Source organism: Nocardia australiensis (assembly GCF_020733705.1).
GTDB lineage: Bacteria > Actinomycetota > Actinomycetes > Mycobacteriales > Mycobacteriaceae > Nocardia > Nocardia australiensis.
In genome coordinates this window covers 794,629-810,618 of sequence record NZ_JAJFZM010000002.1, presented here as the reverse complement: position 1 = coordinate 810,618, position 15,990 = coordinate 794,629, and the positions used below count along the sequence as shown (strand labels likewise).

The window sequence follows — 15,990 nt, the reverse complement described above, 5'->3', positions numbered from 1 at the left end:
ACCCCGATCACCCTTGAAGCTGATCGCGCAGCCACATGCATCACAACAACTCTTCGACCTGGAGCAGTCTGCCGGACGTCTCTGGATCCGCGCCCACGCCGGACTCATGTCTGATTTCGTCGGCCCGGAACGAAGCCGTGCGAACGTGCCGCGACCACTACGATGATGATTGCGACGACAATCACTAGTAGGACTTTGTTAGGTTTGTCACTGCGTGCCCTCTCGAGTTCTGGCGGGTTTCTCGAGACCATGTCCGGTGTGGATACCGGTGAGCTGGCCCGAGTCGATGAGTTGCTGGATTCGTTTGTCGGTGAGGTGTTCGCGTCGCTGACGCGCAAGGATCGGGTGGCCACTGCCGGGGTGTATGTGCGTGGGTTGATGCTGGACGGTAAGCGCAAGTCGATGCAGCCGATGGCGCAGCGGTTGGGGACTGACCATCAGCGACTGCAGCAGTTCGTCACGACCTCGCCGTGGGATGTGGTTCCGGTGCGGAAAGTTTTGTCCCGCAACGCATGTGAGGTGATCACGCCGCAGGCGTGGGCGCTGGACGACACGGGGTTCGCCAAGGACGGTGACTCCTCGCCGTGTGTGGCCCGGCAGTATTCGGGCACCCTGGGCAAGGTCGGCAACTGCCAGGTCGCCGTCAGCGTGCACGGGGTGACCGACACCGCGTCCGCGCCGCTGGACTGGCGGCTGTTCATGCCCGAGAGCTGGGACGACGCTACTGCGGAAACACCGGCCGAGCAGGCGGCGATCGCGGCGCGCCGCGCCAAGGCCGCGATCCCCGACGGTGAGCGTCATCGCCGTAAATGGGAGATGGCGTTGGAAATGATCGACGAACTCCTCGAATGGGGCCGCGCCGCGCCCCCGGTCGTCGTGGCCGACGCCGGCTACGGCGACGCCACGGAGTTCCGCACCGGCCTGTCCGATCGATGCCTGCCCTACGTCGTGGCGGTCAAGGGTGCCACCACCGTCCAGCCCGGCCAGGCGCAACCGGTAACCCCGCCCCCGCCGCCGAGGGGACGCCCACCCAAACCCCGCTACCCCGATCCGCCGGTGACCTGCAAGGACATGGTCGTAGCGGCTGGGCCCACAGCGTTGCGGGAGGTGACCTGGCGCCACGGCAGCAAATCCGGCCCCGGCAACCCCGGCGCCGCGATGACCTCGAAGTTCACCGCGATCCGCGTCCGGCCCGCGAGCCGGTTCATCACCCGCGCCGACGACGGCAGTGCGCCCGAAGCCTGGCTGATCGCCGAATGGCCCACCGGCACAAAAGAACCCACCGACTACTGGCTGTCCACCCTCCCGTCCGAAACACCCATCACCGAACTCGTGCGACTGGCGAAAATCCGCTGGCGCATCGAACACGACTACCGCGAACTCAAAGACGCGCTCGGCCTGGACCACTTCGAAGGACGCTCCTGGCTCGGCTGGCACCACCACGCCACCCTCGTCACCGTCGCGCACTTGTTCCTCACCACCCTCCGGCTCACGAACCCAAAAGCACGTGGGCAGGACTGACCCTCTACGGCATCCTCCGCAAACTCCAACGCGCCCTTGGCATCTGGATCGGCACCTGCCCACTCTGCCACCACACCTTCCCCACCTAACAAAGTCCTACTAGTGCTGCGATCGGAAAGGATCCGGCGCCGAACGCGCCCAGCACGATTCCACCGAGCGCCCCGCCCCCGAAGATCGCCAAGTTCGCCACAGTCGTGAGCATCGAGTTCGCCACGTCGGCATCGGGCCCTGACGCATCTGCGAGCGCGGTCTGAAGCAGGGAGGCCGCGCCGCCAAATGACATGCCCCACAGCAGGACTCCGATGACGAATGCGATCGGGTTGCTGCCGACAACTGCCAAGACGACGGCTCCAATGGCGAAAGCAAGCAAGCTCGCCAGTACGAGACGCCGCAGCATGTGATCGACCAAAGCGCCCGTGACGACGATACCGGCCAGTGAAGCGACTCCGAAGATCGCCAACGCGACGTCCACTCGGATCCCGCTACCCAGGTGTTCTACGATCGGGGAGACATATGTGTACAGCAAGTTGTGTGCGAGGAACCAGCCGAGGACAACCGCAAGGATCGATCCGACACCTGGGATGAGGATTACCCGCCGCAGCGGCGTCTGCGCCGTTCGATTCTGCCCCGAGGCGTCGGGGACCGCGGCGACGATCCACACGACGAGCGCGACCGCGGCAATCGACATGACCGCGAACGTCGCGCGCCATCCGGTCACAGTGCCGAGGAATGTCGCCAATGGTGTGCCGACGGCAAAGGCGACGGGGGTGCCTGACATCGCGACGGTGAGTGCGGTTCCGGCGAGTGCCGGCGGCGACACCTTCCGGGCGTAGCTCGCAAGCATTCCCCAGAGCATTCCCGAGAATGCGCCTGCCACGAAGCGTGCTCCGAGCGCGACAGCAAAGTCAGGCGCCAGCGCAGTTATCGTGTTCGCCAGGACGAAGCCGCTCACTGCGGCGATCAAGATGGGTTTGCGCCGGTGTCCGCGTGTGAGGGTAATTGCCGGTATTGCGCACAGGACCGCGCCGAGTGCGTATGCACTGATCATCTGACCGGCAGCGGCTTCACTGATCACAAGCCCCTCCGAGATCTGGGAGAGCAGTCCTGCAGGCAAGGTCTCGGTCATGATGACGATGAATGCTGTTGCGGCCATGGCCAACAGCGCCGACCAGGGCGGCCGGGGGGCGGCTGAATCCTGGACCGCCAGCGGACCACCGCCAGTCTGCGGCAGGGCGGAAGGCTGGTCAACAACTAATTTTGGATCAATCACTCCATAATTCAAGCACTCTCAACCTTCAGCCCGCAAATTGATATGGATCAATCAGTCTGTAATTAGAGAAACCGGACGATCCAGGCAGTTCGATCAGTTCGATGTCGCCGATGCCCTTGACAGGCCTTGCCCCTGTTCAGGGAACAGCGGTAGGACTCGACATCTCTGGCACAGCTTCGTTCGCGTAGCTAGCATTCGCGCCAGAAGACTGGCGATTGCCTGCTCTCGCTCATGTGGTCTCGATTGGGCAGTAAGGGCGTCGAGGCGAGACACGAGGGTGCAGTGCTGTTCTACTTCGACCCACCCCTCTCATGTCGACCGGAACGCGAGCGGATGGCCGAGGACGTCTACTTGCCGGGCGCAACGGGCACTGCCACTCAACCGGGAGCCGGCAGGTTGAGCGGCCGATGGTCTCCGCAGGCGCTCGACCGGGTCCAGTGCGCGGCGTGTGGCCAGCCCCCCAGGGCCCTCGCTACATTGACGGGTAGTCGGTGTAACCGCGGTGGTCGCCGCCAGGCCAGGCCCATGACGGAGAGGGCGTCTACGAGTGTGCGGTAGGCAGTGTTGCAGGCCGCCTCGCCGATCCGGGCGCGCGTTGCCGCGTCTAGCAGCGGCGAGGGCACCTCCTCTCTCGCCTTCTGGTGCCGGCGCTGCAGACTGCATTCGCGCTCGCCCAGATGAATCACATTGCCGTGGGTGTCGGCGAGGATCTGCACCTCGATGTGCCTGGGCCGCAACACGAATCGCTCCAGGAACAGGGTGTCGTCGCCGAACGAGGACGTCGCTTCCCTGCGCGCGCTGATCAGCGCCGCAGGCAGCTCGGCCGGGTCCTCGACAATCCGCATCCCCTTGCCGCCACCGCCAATGGGAGGCGCTGCACGAAAGCCCCCTGGCCAAGTTCGCCTTCGATGAGGCGCTGCGCGTCGAGTCGCCGATTCAAACGTTCACCGAGCTTCGATGCATCGTGAAACGTCCGCGCGGCTATCTCTGTGGCATCGGATACACAGACCACGCACCCACAGTCCCTTATGCCCCTCGTGCAGGCGGCCGCGATGAGCATCGGGCGTGTCCCCGCCACCCGCTCACCGCAAACCTGCTAGCCGCGAGCAGTGACGCTGACGCGGTGCTCGCCGGAGTAGATGTTCATCGTGGGTCCGCGCAGGAATCCGATCAGCGTCAGGCCGGACTCTGTGGCCATGTCCCCATCTCGGCGGTATCCGAGTCGGCAAAGCGCGGATATGACCTACGAGCAGAGGTTCGGTTCATCGCGCCGATCGCCCTGAACTGCCACCCGGTTCGATTCTGATCACGACTGCTTTCGAGACCGGGGTATTGGACTGCGCCGCAACATGGTCCAGCGGAACCAGTGGATTCGTCTCCGGGTAATATGCTGCCGCATTGCCGCGAGGTGTGGAGTAGCCGACCAATCGAAAATCCTCCACGCGCCGCTCGATATCGTCGCCCCACTCCGAGACCAGGTCGACCAGGTCGCCGTCGCGGAAGCCGAGGGCAGTGATGTCGTCGGGATGCGCCAGCACCACTTTGCGGCCGTTGCGGATGCCTCGGTAACGGTCGTCGAGTCCGTAGATGGTGGTGTTGTACTGGTCATGGCTGCGCAGAGTTTGCAGGATGAGTCTGCCATCAGGGACCTGCAGCCAGGTCAGCTTGTTGACGGCGAAGTTGGCCTTGCCGGTGGGGGTACGGAATTCGCGTGCGTCGCGTGGCGGATGTGGCAGCTGGAAGCCGTTGCGCGCGCGAACTTTTGCGTTGTAGTCGGTACAGTCGGGTACGACGCGAGCGATAGCGTCGCGGACACTGTCGTAGTCATGTGCGAAGCGTTCCCATGGCACCGGATGATCGGGGCCGAAGATTGTCCGAGCAAGTTCGCAGACGATCATGACTTCGCTGCGCAGCTGGTTGCTGACCGGTTTCAACCGGCCGGTGGACAGATGCACCATCGACATCGAGTCCTCCACCGAGACTTTGTTTTTGGTGCCGCCGGGGGCAAGGTCGAGGTCGGTGCGCCCGAGCGTCGGGAGGATGAGCGCGGTACGGCCGTGCACGATGTGGCTGCGATTGAGTTTGGTGGAGACCTGCACGGTGAGCGTGCAGTCGCGCAGCGCGGCCTCGGTCACGGCAGTGTCGGGGCTGGCAGAGACAAAGTTGCCGCCCATGCCGAAGAAGACTTTCGCCCGTCCGTCGCGCATGGCCCGGATAGCCGCGACGGTGTCGAAGCCGTGCTCGCGTGGACAGGTGATTCCGAACTCACGGTCGAGCGCGGCGAGGAAATCCTCGGGCATCTTCTCCCAGACGCCCATGGTGCGATCGCCTTGCACGTTGGAGTGTCCGCGCACCGGACAGACTCCCGCACCCGGCTCGCCGATCATCCCGCGCAAGAGCAGGAGATTGGTGGCCTCCTCGATGGTGGCCACACCATGGGAATGCTGCGTCAGGCCCATCGCCCAACACAGGATCGTCGCCTTCGACCTCGCCAGCAACTCGGCAGTGTGCTCGAGCTGCCCTCGGGTCAGCCCGGTTGCTCGCTCAACATCGCTCAGATCGACCGAGCGAATGTGGCTTTCGTAGGCGGCGTAGCCAGCGGTGCGAAAGTCGACGAATGCCCGATCGACTACTGTGCCGGGCGCTTGCTCCTCGGCCCCGAGCAGCAACTTACCAAGACCCTGGAACAGAGCCATGTCTCCACCGAGACGTATCTGCAAAAAGTCGTCTGCGATGCGAACACCACCAGTAAAGCCCTTGACCGTCTGCGGGTCTCGGAAGCCGAGAAGCCCTGCCTCGGGGAGCGGATTGACAGCGACGACTCGTGCGCCCTTGCTCCTTGCACGCTGCAGTGCGCTCAGCATGCGTGGATGATTGGTACCCGGATTCTGCCCGGCAACGATGATCAGATCCGCGATCGAGAAGTCGTCGAGAGTGACCGAACCCTTGCCGATTCCGATGGAATTCGTCAGCGCGGCCCCGGACGATTCGTGACACATGTTGGAGCAATCCGGGAGGTTGTTCGTCCCGAAGCTGCGCACCAGTAGTTGATACAGGAACGCGGTCTCGTTGGCCGTGCGCCCCGAGGTGTAGAACACTGCCTCGTTCGGAGAAGCCAAGCCCCGCAAGGTATCCGCTATCAACCGATAGGCGTCGTCCCATTCGATCGGCCGGTAATGGGTGTCACCGGGGCGCAACACCATCGGGTGGGTGATTCGCCCCTGCTGTCCCAACCAGTAGCCGGATTTGTCACTCAGCGTCGCCACGGAGTGCGCCGTAAAGAACTCCGGCGTCGCCGTGCGCAATGTCGCCTCCTCGGCGACGGCTTTGGCGCCGTTCTCGCAGAACTCCGCGGGCCGACGAGAGTGGGTGGGGTCAGGCCAAGCACAGCTCGGACAGTCGAAGCCGTGGCGCTGGTTGAGGCGGGTCAGCGCTCGGGCAGAACGCGCAATGCCCATTTGCTCGGCGGAGCGTTCCAGCGCAACGGCGACCGCTTTCAGGCCGGCAGCCGCAGTCTTCGGTTCGCTGACAGTCAGCGCCGCCTCATCGACATCGCGCTCCGGCGCATCCATCTCAGAACCCCCGCTCGATCCACTCGGCCAGGTGCGGCGCTTCATCGCCGATGGTTGTTCCCTCACCGTGCCCGGTGTAGACGTGGGTGTCCTCAGGGAGGGAGAACAACCGCTCGCGGATCGAGCCGATGATCGTCGGGAAGTCGGAGAACGAGCGCCCCGTCGCACCCGGGCCGCCCGAAAACAGAGTGTCACCCGAGAACAATGCCTTCGCCTCGGGCAGGTCCAGGCATACCGATCCCGGGGAATGGCCAGGGGTGTGGATGATTTCGAGCACCGTCCCGGCGAGCGCGATGCGCTGCCTATCCGTCGCGTGCCAGTAGGACTCCGCTGGATGGGTCATCTTCCACAATTCACCGTCCCCGGGATGAAGTACGACCGGGGCGCACAGTGTTCTGCCGAGTTCGGGCGCGAATGTGACGTGGTCGTTGTGCCCGTGAGTACAGACCACGGCCACGACGTTTCGGCCTGCGACGGCTTCGACGATAGGTTGGGAATCGTGGGCGGCGTCGATGATGACGACCTCGTCGTCGTCCCCGACCACCCAGACGTTGTTGTCGACGTCCCAAGTGGCGCCATCGAGTTCGAACACTCCCGAAGTGACGACCCGATCGATACGCAGTTCACCACTCACAGCACAACGACCGAGCGCAGCACGTTTCCAGCGTGCATCGTGTGGAACGCACCTTCGACCTCATCGATCGCGATGCGTTCGGTGACAAACTTCTCCAGCGGCAGCCGCCCCTGGCGATAGAGATCCACCAACACCGGGAAGTCGCGATCGGGCAGGCAGTCGCCATACCAGGACGACTTCAATGCTCCGCCGTGGGAGAAGAAGTCGAGCAGTGGCATTTCCAGCCGCATCTCCGGTGTGGGAACACCGACCAGCACGACCGTACCCGCCAGATCGCGGGCGTAGAACGCCTGCTTCCATGTTTCCGGACGCCCGACAGCGTCGATCACGACGTCGGCGCCGAAGCCGCCGGTGAGGTCCTGCACCGCGGTCACGACATCGGTTTGCGCGGCGTTGATCGTATGGGTGGCACCGAGATCGGAGGCCCACGCCAATTTTTTATCGTCACGGTCCACAGCGATGATCTTCGAAGCGCCCGCGAGTCGCGCGCCCACGATCGCTGCATCCCCGACGCCGCCGCAGCCGATCACTGCGACCGAGTCACCTCGCCCGACGGCACCGGTGTTCACCGCGGCACCCAAGCCGGCCATGACGCCACATCCCAGCAGCCCGACCACTGCTGGATCCGAGGTGGGATCGACCTTCGTGCACTGCCCCGCGTGCACCAGTGTCTTCTCGGCGAATGCGCCGATGCCGAGAGCCGGAGTCAGTTCGGTGCCATCGAGCAGTGTCATCTTCTGCTCGGCGTTGAACGTACTGAAACAGTACTGCGGTCGCCCACGCCTACAGGCACGGCACTGCCCGCACACCGCGCGCCAGTTCAGGATGACGAAGTCACCGATCTCCAGCGAGTCGACGCCCTCGCCCACGGTTTCGACAATGCCGGCGGCTTCGTGACCCAGCAAAAACGGGAACTCGTCGTTGATGCCGCCCTCCCGATACGTCAGGTCGGTGTGGCAGACCCCGCATGCAGCCACCGCGACGACCACCTCCCCGGGACCGGGATCGGGGATCACTATCTCGGCGAGCTCCACAGGGGCGCCCTTCGAGCGGGCGATTACACCGCGTACGTGCTGTGGCATGTCGTTTCCGTTCCTTATCTCGATCTGGACATCATCCGTCTCCGGGCATGACTCCCAGAGACGGTAGATGCAACAGACCGCTGCGGTGACCTAGCCGAGAGACTGGAAAGACCCCCCGAAATACAGGTTGCCAGCCGGGGACCGATGGCCTGGAGGCCTGCTCACCTGCGTACTCTGGCTAGAGCGTCCGAGATCAGTTCGGCGTACTCATTGCGGTGTGGTCCCGTTCATTGCGGCCTTCTGAGCTGTGTGCCCGCCGAACTGGTTGCGTAGTGCCGCAACGGCTTTCATGGTGGGTGACGTGGTCTGGCGGGAGGCGAAGCGGGCGGCGGAGATGACGGGTGCGGGGACCGAGTGGGCGATCGCTTCTTCGACGGTCCACCGGCCCTCGCCGGAGTCTTCGGTATAGCCGGTGATGGCGGTGAGTCCGGGGTCGTCGGTGACGGCGTTGACGAGGAGGTTCAGCAGCCAGGAGCGCACCACGGTGCCGTTTGACCAGGCGCGTAGTACGGCGTTGACGTCGGTGATGGAGTCTTCGGCGGTGAGGAGTTCGTAGCCTTCGGCGTAGGCCTGCATCAGTCCGTATTCGATGCCGTTGTGCACCATTTTCGCGTAGTGGCCGGCGCCGGTGGGGCCAGCGTGCACGAAGCTGTCGCGGCGGTCCCTGTCGGGGCGCAGTGCGTCGAAGATTGGCATCAGGCGTGCGATATCGGCGTGGGCGCCGCCGGCCATGAGGGCGTAGCCCTCGTGGCGTCCCCAGATGCCGCCGGACACGCCGCAGTCGACGTATTTTATGCCTCGTTCGGCGAGGAAGTCCGCGTGGACGTGGTCGTCGGTGCAGCGTGAATTGCCGCCGTCGACGACGAGATCGCCCGGTTCGAGGATCTCGGCAAGACGGACGATGACCGAGTGGGTTGCCGCACTGGCAGGGACCATCACCCACACCGTCCTGGGGCCGGCCAACGATGCGACCAAGGCTTCGAGGCTGGGAACGTCGCTGGCGGCGGATTGCGGGTCGAATCCGATTGCTCTGTAGCCTTTTTCGCTGAGCCGGTCGCGCATGTTCAGGCCCATTCGGCCGAGACCGACGAATCCCGATCGCATGTGTTCACCGTTTCCTCGTATGCGAAATAGCGCCCTTTTGGACACGCGCACGCCAGTGAAAGCCCCGAGCTGGGTTGGTGCCGGGGGCTCACTGTGCACTGGGTCTCCGCTGTCGAGTGCGTTCCGCAGCGCTGCGGCTGCCGCGGCCGGGTCCTCGGCGCTGTAGATCGCGCCACCGGCGACCGTGACCTCGGCGCCGGCATCGCGGACGGCGGCGATGGTGTCGACCTTGACGCCGCCGGCGATGGAGAACGGCACACCGGCGATCTTGCCGTCGTCGAGCAGGGTCTGGATCGAATAGCCGGGCTGGGCCTGCTCGTCGAGTCCGGCGTGGATCTCCACGAACGCGACGCCGAGCTTGGCGATCTCCCGGGCCCGCTCGACCCGGTTGTCGACTCCGATCAGGTCGGCGACGACCTTGCGCCCGTACTTCTGCCCGGCCTCGACGGCACCTTTGATGGTCGCATCCCCCGCGGCACCGAGAACGGTGACCAGGTCGGCGCCAGCAGCGAACGCGATCTCAGTTTCCGATGACGAACACCGCGCGTGACGAGGTGATCAACGCGCCGGCGCGGTCCCACTCTTCGGCAGTGACTGAATTGAGCAGTCGCTGGTTCTCCTCGAGCACGATCGTGCGCCCGTCGCTGAACCTTCCTGTCTGCTCGACGGTGGCGGTCATGGCCCTCCTTCAGCAGGTGACTCGGTTCCTACCGGGCTCAAGCTGCCCAGCCGATGCGCTGCGGACATTCGGCCGATCGGCGGGTTCGAACTAGCCGAATTGCCAGTGCCGGACGACTACGGCCGGACTAGGTTGAATGTGTGGTGAGCGTGGAAGAAACTGTGATCGCTCCGGCCGACGCCTGGATCGCCGTCAGAAATGTGATCGGAGGCCCGCTGCCGGAGATCGCGCGACGCTTCTCGCAGTTCATTGCCCCGACCTGCCCACACGAGGCGGTCGTGATCTTCACGCGCGAGTGCACCGGCCGCCCTCGCAAGATAGCCGGCGTTGCCGCGATCGTCGACCGGGTGACCATCGACGAACTCGACACCGTCAAAAGATCGATCCCGCCCGGCGACACCTACGATGGACCGGCCGTCATCGCTGGCGCACAGCGTCGCGTCTGGGCCGTCCACGACATCGGCGGCACATTGCTGGTCCTCATTCCTCGTCGCACGCAACTCGATATACGAAACCTGGCTGCAGCGCGCGCAGTATTCGGCATTGTGGCAACCTCGATTCACCAACAAGTTGCCCAAGCCAGCCCGGATTTCCTCGCCGAATCGAGAGCGGCCTCGATCGAGCGGGCACGCACGATCACCGAACTGACCGAAGTACACGAGGCGGCGTTGTCCTCGATTCTGGGCACGCTGCGGTCGAGCGACCTCGACGATCGCCGATCACGCATCACCGCCAGCGAAACAGCCTCTGCCGCGCTCATCGCCCTGCGCTCCGCGCCCGACAACGACCGCGCACTGTCGGAAGAAGCCGTCACCACCGCGTTCGCCCGGCTGCAAGGCGAGCTTCGCCCATTGCTGCGCTATCGGAATGTCGAGGTCGACTATGTCGAGCCGCCCGCTGACGGTCGGCCTCTGCCGGGCGAGATCGCCCACGCCGCCCGGGCGATGGTCCGCTCGATCGTCCTCGCATTCACCGCCCAACCCACTCTGCAACGTTTGCGGATCGCGTGGGACTGCGACGGATCCAACGTGCTCATCGACGTCCGCGACCAAGGCGCCGGCGGCATCGACCGCAACGCACTGTCCCGGCAACTGTCCGGACGGCTCAAGACGCTGCGTGGAGCGCTCGACATCGAATCCCTCGACGGGTGGGGAAGCAAAGTCGCACTCACCGTTCCTCTCGATCCTCCCGCCGCGCGCCCGAACGAACAATTGCTCGCCGCGCTCAATGCGCGCGAGCTCGAGGTTCTGGGCCACCTCGCTGTCGGTCGGCGCAACAAGGCTATCGCCGCCACGCTCGGGATCAGTGAAAGCACCGTCAAGTTTCACGTCGCGAGCGTGCTCAAGAAGCTCGAGGTCGCAAACCGAGGGGAAGCCGCAGCGATCGGCGTGCAAGCAGGAGTCATGGCACGACCCGACAAGGTACGACCAGCATGATCGCCTGACAGGTTCACCCTGCCCGGAAGCTTCGTCGCGAGGCGCTCCAGCCTCGCGACGAAGCGTTTGCCGACGCGAACTACAGTGCGCGCCAAGCCCTTCCGAACCGTGCGAGAATCGCGTGCGCTGAACAGGGTCCGGCGGACCCGGACACGTAGGCATCAGGCCGCCCGCCCGGCGCCCAATACGCAATAACAGGGTCGACCACAGCCCATGATGCCTCGATCTCGCCTTGACACGGTGGCCACCACCGTCGGGGATGTTGCCCAGCTTCTTGATGTCGACGTGCACCAGGTCGCCGGGTGCGTCGTGCTCGTAGCGGCGTACTGCCCGGCCGGTGGCCCGGTCGAGGTGTGTGAGTCGGGCGAGTTTGTAGCGGCGCAGGATCCGGTGCACTGTAGCGGGATTCAAGCCCAGCAGGTAGGCGATGCGTGCCGGTCCCCACCGGCGCAGGACGCGGACTTTGATGACTCGTCGTTCGGTGCGTGTCGGTGTCTGGTTCGGGCTGTGGTGCGGGCGGCTGGACCGATCGGCCATCCCGGCCGTGCCGTGGTCGCGGTAGCGGTCGGCCCAGCGTTTGGCGGTGGTGTGAGCGACCTGGAATCGTTCGGCGGCCCGTCGCAGGGGCCAGTCGTCCTCGACGACACAGCGAGCCAGACGCAACCGCCCCAACTCCGACAACGGGGCATTACGGTGGGACACGAAGACCTCCGGAAAGTGAGTGCGTTCCTAGACAGCTCGCACTTCACTCGGAGGTCTTCGCCTTGTCAGCTCGCCACGCCGTCACCAACGTCCGTGGGCAGTACAGCTAGGGCGTGTCTCAATAGTGGGTTTTGGTTGGGGGCGCCGCTGTGCGGCGCCTCAACTGGTGGTTCGGAAGATGTTGGCTGCGTTGGTGTGTCGGTGGCAGATATGCAGTGAGGTCTCCGGTAAATGGTTCAGCGAAGAAGAACCTGAATACCGGAGATCTCGTGACCGGCGGGCCAAATCACCCGTGATCCCGAAGATCACCAACGACGATGGCTCGGCGACCGAGGCGATGCCATCGATAAGCAGGTCGTCGACCACGTCGCGAATCGGGTCGGCTGTGAGAACAGACTCCTGTTGCATATCAAAGATGGCCACTTCTGCTGCACTCCGTAGATTTCGCTGCCTTGACAGACGCGTTCGAACAATGCGTCGGCTAACAGTGTCGAATCGACCCACCCGGGACGCACTTGGTCGGCCGGCCAGTGGTCGCTATCTGATCGGACAGGTGGATGTCGTCGCGGCGGGTACTAGACATAGATCTCGAGACGAGACTGATGCGACATCGAAAGCGAAGCAGGATAATGAAACTGGGATTGGTGGGGCTCGGTCGTATGGGAGCGAACATGCGCGAGCGCCTGCACGCCAGGGGCCAAGAAGTCGTCGGCTACGACCCCGACTCCGAGGTCGAGCGATGTCGACACCCTCGAGGCGCTGATCGAGATGCTGCCTACCCCACTTGCTGTGTGGGTGATGGTGCCCGCAGGCGGTCCTACACGTTAGGTGATCGAGCGCCTCTCCGGTCTCCTCTCCCCTGGTGACGCGGTCATCGACGGCGGCAACTCGCGATTCACCGAGGACAAAACGCACGCTGCGATGCTGGCCGAGCGCGGTCTCGATTTCCTCGACTGCGGTGTCTCCGGGGACGTTTGGGGCGCGCGAATGGATACGCGCTCATGGTCGGTGGCGACTACCGATATACATGCCGTTCTGCGTGCATGGTCGACGGGAACCGTGGTGCGATCGTGGCTGCTCGAGCTGCTCGTCCGGGCAATATCGCAAGACCCTGGTCTGGAATCGATCTCCGGTTACACCGAGGACTCGGGCGAGGGACGGTGGACAGTCGAGGAAGCGATCGCACACGCGGTTCCGGCGCCGGTCATCTCCGCGGCCCTATTCGCGCGCTTCGCTTCCCGCCAGGATGACTCACCAGCTACGAAGGCCGTTTCAGCGCTCCGACAGCAGTTCGGCGGCCATGCAGTACGTCGTTCTGAATCGGCCAGGGTGTCGTCAGAAGTCAGCGTGCCGGAACCTGCTTCAACGTTTTGGAATCGGCAGTGAGAGCTGCAGAGTCCAGGTGACAGAGCAGCATCTGTGTTGTGAACGCGATGTGGTTGCGTAGGACAGCAATGCCCTTGTCGATATCGCGTGCCAGTGCGGCATCGACAAGGGCTTGATGCTCGGCCGCTGGATCGCGGTCGAACTCATATAAAAGTGGCGCTGCCCAGCGCCGATATAGTTCGGTCTCTGCTCGCAGCTGGCTCGTGATCGCAATGATGCGACGGCTGCCACATCCTGCCACCAGCGCGCCGTGAAACGCCTCGTGAGCCGCGAACCACCCGTCGCCGCGCACTCCTCCATCCAAGACGTCTCGCTCACGTAGGGTCAGGAGATGATGGGCCGCAACCACTTCTGACTCCCACGAGTCGGCACCCTTGCTCATCGAGAGGCCGAAGGCATGGGTCTCGAACTCGACGCGCGCTGTCGTCAGATCCGTCAGCTCGTCGCTGGATAGCGAGGCCACCGCGTATCCCTGATGCGCTTGAAGTGCGACAAGCCGCTCTCCTACCAGGCGAACCAGCGCCTCGCGTAACACTCCCACGCTGATGCCCATTTGAGCGCACAGCTCTGGGAACTTGAGTCGTTGCCCCGGCTCAAGGCGTCCGGTGAAGATCTCTGCGCGCAGTCGGCGATAGGCCTCGTCTGCCCGGGTGCCGTTCCCGTAACCCTTGGTCATGAATCGAAATTTTAGCAGATCAGCGCATTTTCGCCGATATTCGAAAGTTGTGTTGACTTCAGAAAATATCGATGTAGCGTGATGTGACGCGCCGCACACGCTGCGCAGAAGGGACGTGAACTACCGATGCGGATCGGCAACTTGCAAGGAACCCCATGGATGATCACCGGTGACGGGGAAGGGTTCGACATAGCCATGGCCAGCGCCGGCACATACGCCTCCATGCAGGACCTGTATGCGAAATGGCCGGAGTTCGCCGAGTGGGCGGCAGCCGAGGCGACGTCACAGCCTTCGGGCGCGTTCGATCCCAACGACCTCGAAGCACCCTCACCGGCGCCGCGCCAGGTCTTCGCTGTCGGCCTCAACTACCTGGACCACATCAGCGAAGCAGGATTGCAGGTCCCGGACGAGCCGGCGGTTTTCACGAAATTCGTCTCTTCACTCGCCGGTCCACACTGTGACGTCATCTTGCCTTCGGGGAACGTGGATTGGGAGGTAGAACTCGTTGTGGTGATAGGCAAAGTCACCCGCACAGTCAAGGCACAGGATGCCTGGTCTCACGTTGCTGGCCTTACCGTCGGTCAAGACATCTCCGAGCGCGATCTTCAACTCGTGGGGAATCCTGCGCAATTCAGCCTTGGAAAGTCATTCCCAGGGTTCGCGCCGACTGGCCCTGTTCTGGTCACACCTGACGAGTTCGACAATCCATCGGATCTCGAGATCGGCTGCTACCTCAACGGCGAACAGATGCAGAAAGCTCGGACCTCGCAGCTGGTCTTCCCGATTGACATGCTGATCGAGAAGTTGTCTGCGGTCTTGACCCTTTATCCCGGCGACATCATCTTCACCGGGACGCCGGCCGGGGTGGGGGCGGTCCAATCTCCCCCACGCTATATCAATGCCGGCGACGAATTGGTTTCCTACATCGAGGGAATTGGCCGACTCACCCAGAATTTCAGAAATTCCAGCAGCAAAAGGATGATCGGATGAGTTTACATCGTCTGAACTCGGTGACAATCGCAGTCCCCGATGTAGATGCAGCAAGGGCCTATTACGAAGAGTTCGGCCTGGCACCGGCGAACGGTGGATGGCTCGCGACGCATAACGGAGGCCGACAGCTACGAATCGTCCATGCCCCCAGTCGACGGGTTGCAGGCCTGTCGATCGGCGTTGACGACGAAGACGACCTGGGGCGCATCCAGGCGCAACTAGCCAAGCTGGATGTACCGGCACGGCGCGATGACGAACGAATCATCACCACAGAACCCATCACAGCGGTGGAGGTAGAGATCGCCATCGTTCCGCGGGTTCAAGAAGGTCCTTCGCCGGTCGAACCGACCAATGGTCCCGGCCGAATAGACCGCGGAGACGCTCGAGCTCCCAGCATCCTGCGTGAAGACCCTGTCGCGGTGCGCAAACTCGGACACGTGGTGATGGGCTCCGTCGACCAGGAACTGAGCCAGCGGTTCTATGTCGAAGGTATCGGCCTCAAGATAAGCGACGAAGTCCCCGGCATCGCGTCCTTCATGCGGTGCTCGACAGACCATCACAACGTCCTGGTCCAGCAGGCGCCGGTGAACTTCCTGCACCACACATCGTGGGAAGTCGATGACGCCGACGAGGTGGGACGAGGCGCCACGCGCATGCTCGAAGGAAACCCCGAGCGACACGTATGGGGGATGGGCCGACACTTCGTGGGGTCGAATTTCTTCTGGTACCTCAAAGATCCCGCCGGCAACTTCAGTGAGTACTACTCCGACCTCGACTGCATCGTGGAGGACGCGCTGTGGAAGCCGGGAGTCTGGGAGGGCACCCGTGGTCTCTACAGCTGGGGACCACCGCCACCGCCCTCGTTCATCAACCCTGAAGATCTTGCCGCACTTATAGTCGGCGCCCATTCATCCCCCTAGCCATATCTGCTCGCTGAC

At 63.7% G+C, this 15,990-nt stretch carries 13 protein-coding genes and 4 pseudogenes; 5 read left to right on the top strand and 12 right to left on the bottom strand.

What is annotated here, in order from left to right; translation table 11 throughout:
- The first annotated feature begins 258 nt into the window (after positions 1 to 258).
- Positions 259 to 1,521: an IS701 family transposase gene (locus tag LKE06_RS18530; RefSeq protein WP_228000494.1), complete on the top strand. Its 1,263-nt coding sequence runs from the start codon at positions 259 to 261 to the stop codon at positions 1,519 to 1,521.
- A gap of 85 nt (positions 1,522 to 1,606) precedes the next feature.
- On the opposite strand, the gene LKE06_RS18525 is transcribed toward LKE06_RS18530, so the two are convergent.
- From LKE06_RS18525 to LKE06_RS18485, 9 genes and pseudogenes are all read right to left on the bottom strand, one after another.
- A complete protein-coding gene (locus LKE06_RS18525; protein ID WP_228000493.1) occupies positions 1,607 to 2,674 on the bottom strand; it encodes an MFS transporter in 1,068 nt (355 codons plus the stop codon).
- Between the two features lie 686 nt (positions 2,675 to 3,360).
- Positions 3,361 to 3,663: pseudogene (locus LKE06_RS18520) on the bottom strand (ATP-binding protein); the annotation flags it as partial.
- A gap of 224 nt (positions 3,664 to 3,887) precedes the next feature.
- Positions 3,888 to 3,989, bottom strand: a complete 102-nt coding sequence (locus LKE06_RS18515; protein WP_372477382.1) for a formate dehydrogenase accessory sulfurtransferase FdhD — start codon at positions 3,987 to 3,989, stop codon at positions 3,888 to 3,890.
- Positions 3,990 to 4,053: 64 nt separating this feature from the next.
- On the bottom strand, positions 4,054 to 6,363 hold the full coding sequence (locus tag LKE06_RS18510) for an FdhF/YdeP family oxidoreductase (RefSeq protein ID WP_228000492.1): 2,310 nt from the start codon (positions 6,361 to 6,363) through the stop codon (positions 4,054 to 4,056).
- A 1-nt stretch (position 6,364) separates the two neighbouring features.
- Positions 6,365 to 6,997 (bottom strand): MBL fold metallo-hydrolase, encoded by a 633-nt coding sequence (locus tag LKE06_RS18505; RefSeq protein ID WP_228000491.1) that lies wholly within the window; start codon positions 6,995 to 6,997, stop codon positions 6,365 to 6,367.
- Positions 6,994 to 8,079, bottom strand: coding sequence for an S-(hydroxymethyl)mycothiol dehydrogenase (locus LKE06_RS18500; protein WP_228000490.1), 1,086 nt, complete (start codon positions 8,077 to 8,079; stop codon positions 6,994 to 6,996). The genes LKE06_RS18505 and LKE06_RS18500 overlap by 4 nt, the downstream gene beginning before the upstream one ends.
- 207 nt (positions 8,080 to 8,286) lie before the next feature.
- Positions 8,287 to 9,183, bottom strand: coding sequence for an NADP(+)-dependent, decarboxylating phosphogluconate dehydrogenase (locus LKE06_RS18495; RefSeq protein ID WP_228000670.1), 897 nt, complete (start codon positions 9,181 to 9,183; stop codon positions 8,287 to 8,289).
- Between the two features lie 189 nt (positions 9,184 to 9,372).
- Positions 9,373 to 9,642, bottom strand: a pseudogene (locus LKE06_RS18490) (beta/alpha barrel domain-containing protein); the annotation flags it as partial.
- Positions 9,643 to 9,703: 61 nt separating this feature from the next.
- The gene (locus LKE06_RS18485) at positions 9,704 to 9,862 is read right to left on the bottom strand and encodes a phosphoheptose isomerase family protein (protein WP_228000489.1); all 159 of its coding nucleotides are present in this window, start codon (positions 9,860 to 9,862) and stop codon (positions 9,704 to 9,706) included.
- Between the two features lie 149 nt (positions 9,863 to 10,011).
- Between LKE06_RS18485 and LKE06_RS18480 the strand changes: the two genes are divergently transcribed.
- Entirely contained in the window at positions 10,012 to 11,298 is a 1,287-nt protein-coding gene (locus LKE06_RS18480) for a helix-turn-helix transcriptional regulator (RefSeq protein WP_228000669.1), read from the top strand.
- Positions 11,299 to 11,520: 222 nt separating this feature from the next.
- Here the strand turns inward: LKE06_RS18480 and LKE06_RS18470 are convergent.
- Positions 11,521 to 12,000: pseudogene (locus tag LKE06_RS18470) on the bottom strand (leucine zipper domain-containing protein); the annotation flags it as partial.
- 159 nt (positions 12,001 to 12,159) lie between these two features.
- The gene (locus tag LKE06_RS18465; RefSeq protein WP_228000488.1) at positions 12,160 to 12,366 is read right to left on the bottom strand and encodes a hypothetical protein; all 207 of its coding nucleotides are present in this window, start codon (positions 12,364 to 12,366) and stop codon (positions 12,160 to 12,162) included.
- 263 nt (positions 12,367 to 12,629) lie between these two features.
- Here LKE06_RS18465 and LKE06_RS18460 point away from each other — a divergent pair.
- Positions 12,630 to 13,386 (top strand): annotated as a pseudogene (locus tag LKE06_RS18460) (NAD(P)-binding domain-containing protein).
- Here LKE06_RS18460 and LKE06_RS18455 read toward each other — a convergent pair.
- Positions 13,343 to 14,062, bottom strand: coding sequence for a GntR family transcriptional regulator (locus tag LKE06_RS18455; protein ID WP_228000487.1), 720 nt, complete (start codon positions 14,060 to 14,062; stop codon positions 13,343 to 13,345). The pseudogene LKE06_RS18460 and the gene LKE06_RS18455 overlap by 44 nt on opposite strands.
- A 126-nt stretch (positions 14,063 to 14,188) precedes the next feature.
- On the opposite strand from LKE06_RS18455, the gene LKE06_RS18450 reads away from it, so the two are divergent.
- Complete coding sequence (locus LKE06_RS18450) at positions 14,189 to 15,052, top strand: fumarylacetoacetate hydrolase family protein (RefSeq protein WP_228000486.1); 864 nt, start codon at positions 14,189 to 14,191, stop codon at positions 15,050 to 15,052.
- Positions 15,049 to 15,972 (top strand): VOC family protein, encoded by a 924-nt coding sequence (locus tag LKE06_RS18445; RefSeq protein WP_228000485.1) that lies wholly within the window; start codon positions 15,049 to 15,051, stop codon positions 15,970 to 15,972. Before LKE06_RS18450 ends, LKE06_RS18445 begins: the two co-directional genes overlap by 4 nt.
- Positions 15,973 to 15,990 lie beyond the last annotated feature (18 nt).

Excerpts from the sequence above, each read along its gene's own strand:
- LKE06_RS18525 (WP_228000493.1), bottom strand. The coding sequence starts at position 2,674 with ATGGCCGCAACAGCATTCATCGTCATCATGACCGAGACCTTGCCTGCA.
- LKE06_RS18510 (WP_228000492.1), bottom strand. The coding sequence starts at position 6,363 with ATGGATGCGCCGGAGCGCGATGTCGATGAGGCGGCGCTGACTGTCAGC.
- LKE06_RS18455 (WP_228000487.1), bottom strand. The coding sequence starts at position 14,062 with ATGACCAAGGGTTACGGGAACGGCACCCGGGCAGACGAGGCCTATCGC.
- LKE06_RS18495 (WP_228000670.1), bottom strand. The coding sequence starts at position 9,183 with ATGCGATCGGGATTCGTCGGTCTCGGCCGAATGGGCCTGAACATGCGC.
- LKE06_RS18515 (WP_372477382.1), bottom strand. The coding sequence starts at position 3,989 with ATGGCCACAGAGTCCGGCCTGACGCTGATCGGATTCCTGCGCGGACCC.
- LKE06_RS18445 (WP_228000485.1), top strand. The coding sequence starts at position 15,049 with ATGAGTTTACATCGTCTGAACTCGGTGACAATCGCAGTCCCCGATGTA.
- LKE06_RS18500 (WP_228000490.1), bottom strand. The coding sequence starts at position 8,079 with ATGCCACAGCACGTACGCGGTGTAATCGCCCGCTCGAAGGGCGCCCCT.
- LKE06_RS18485 (WP_228000489.1), bottom strand. The coding sequence starts at position 9,862 with ATGACCGCCACCGTCGAGCAGACAGGAAGGTTCAGCGACGGGCGCACG.
- LKE06_RS18450 (WP_228000486.1), top strand. The coding sequence starts at position 14,189 with ATGCGGATCGGCAACTTGCAAGGAACCCCATGGATGATCACCGGTGAC.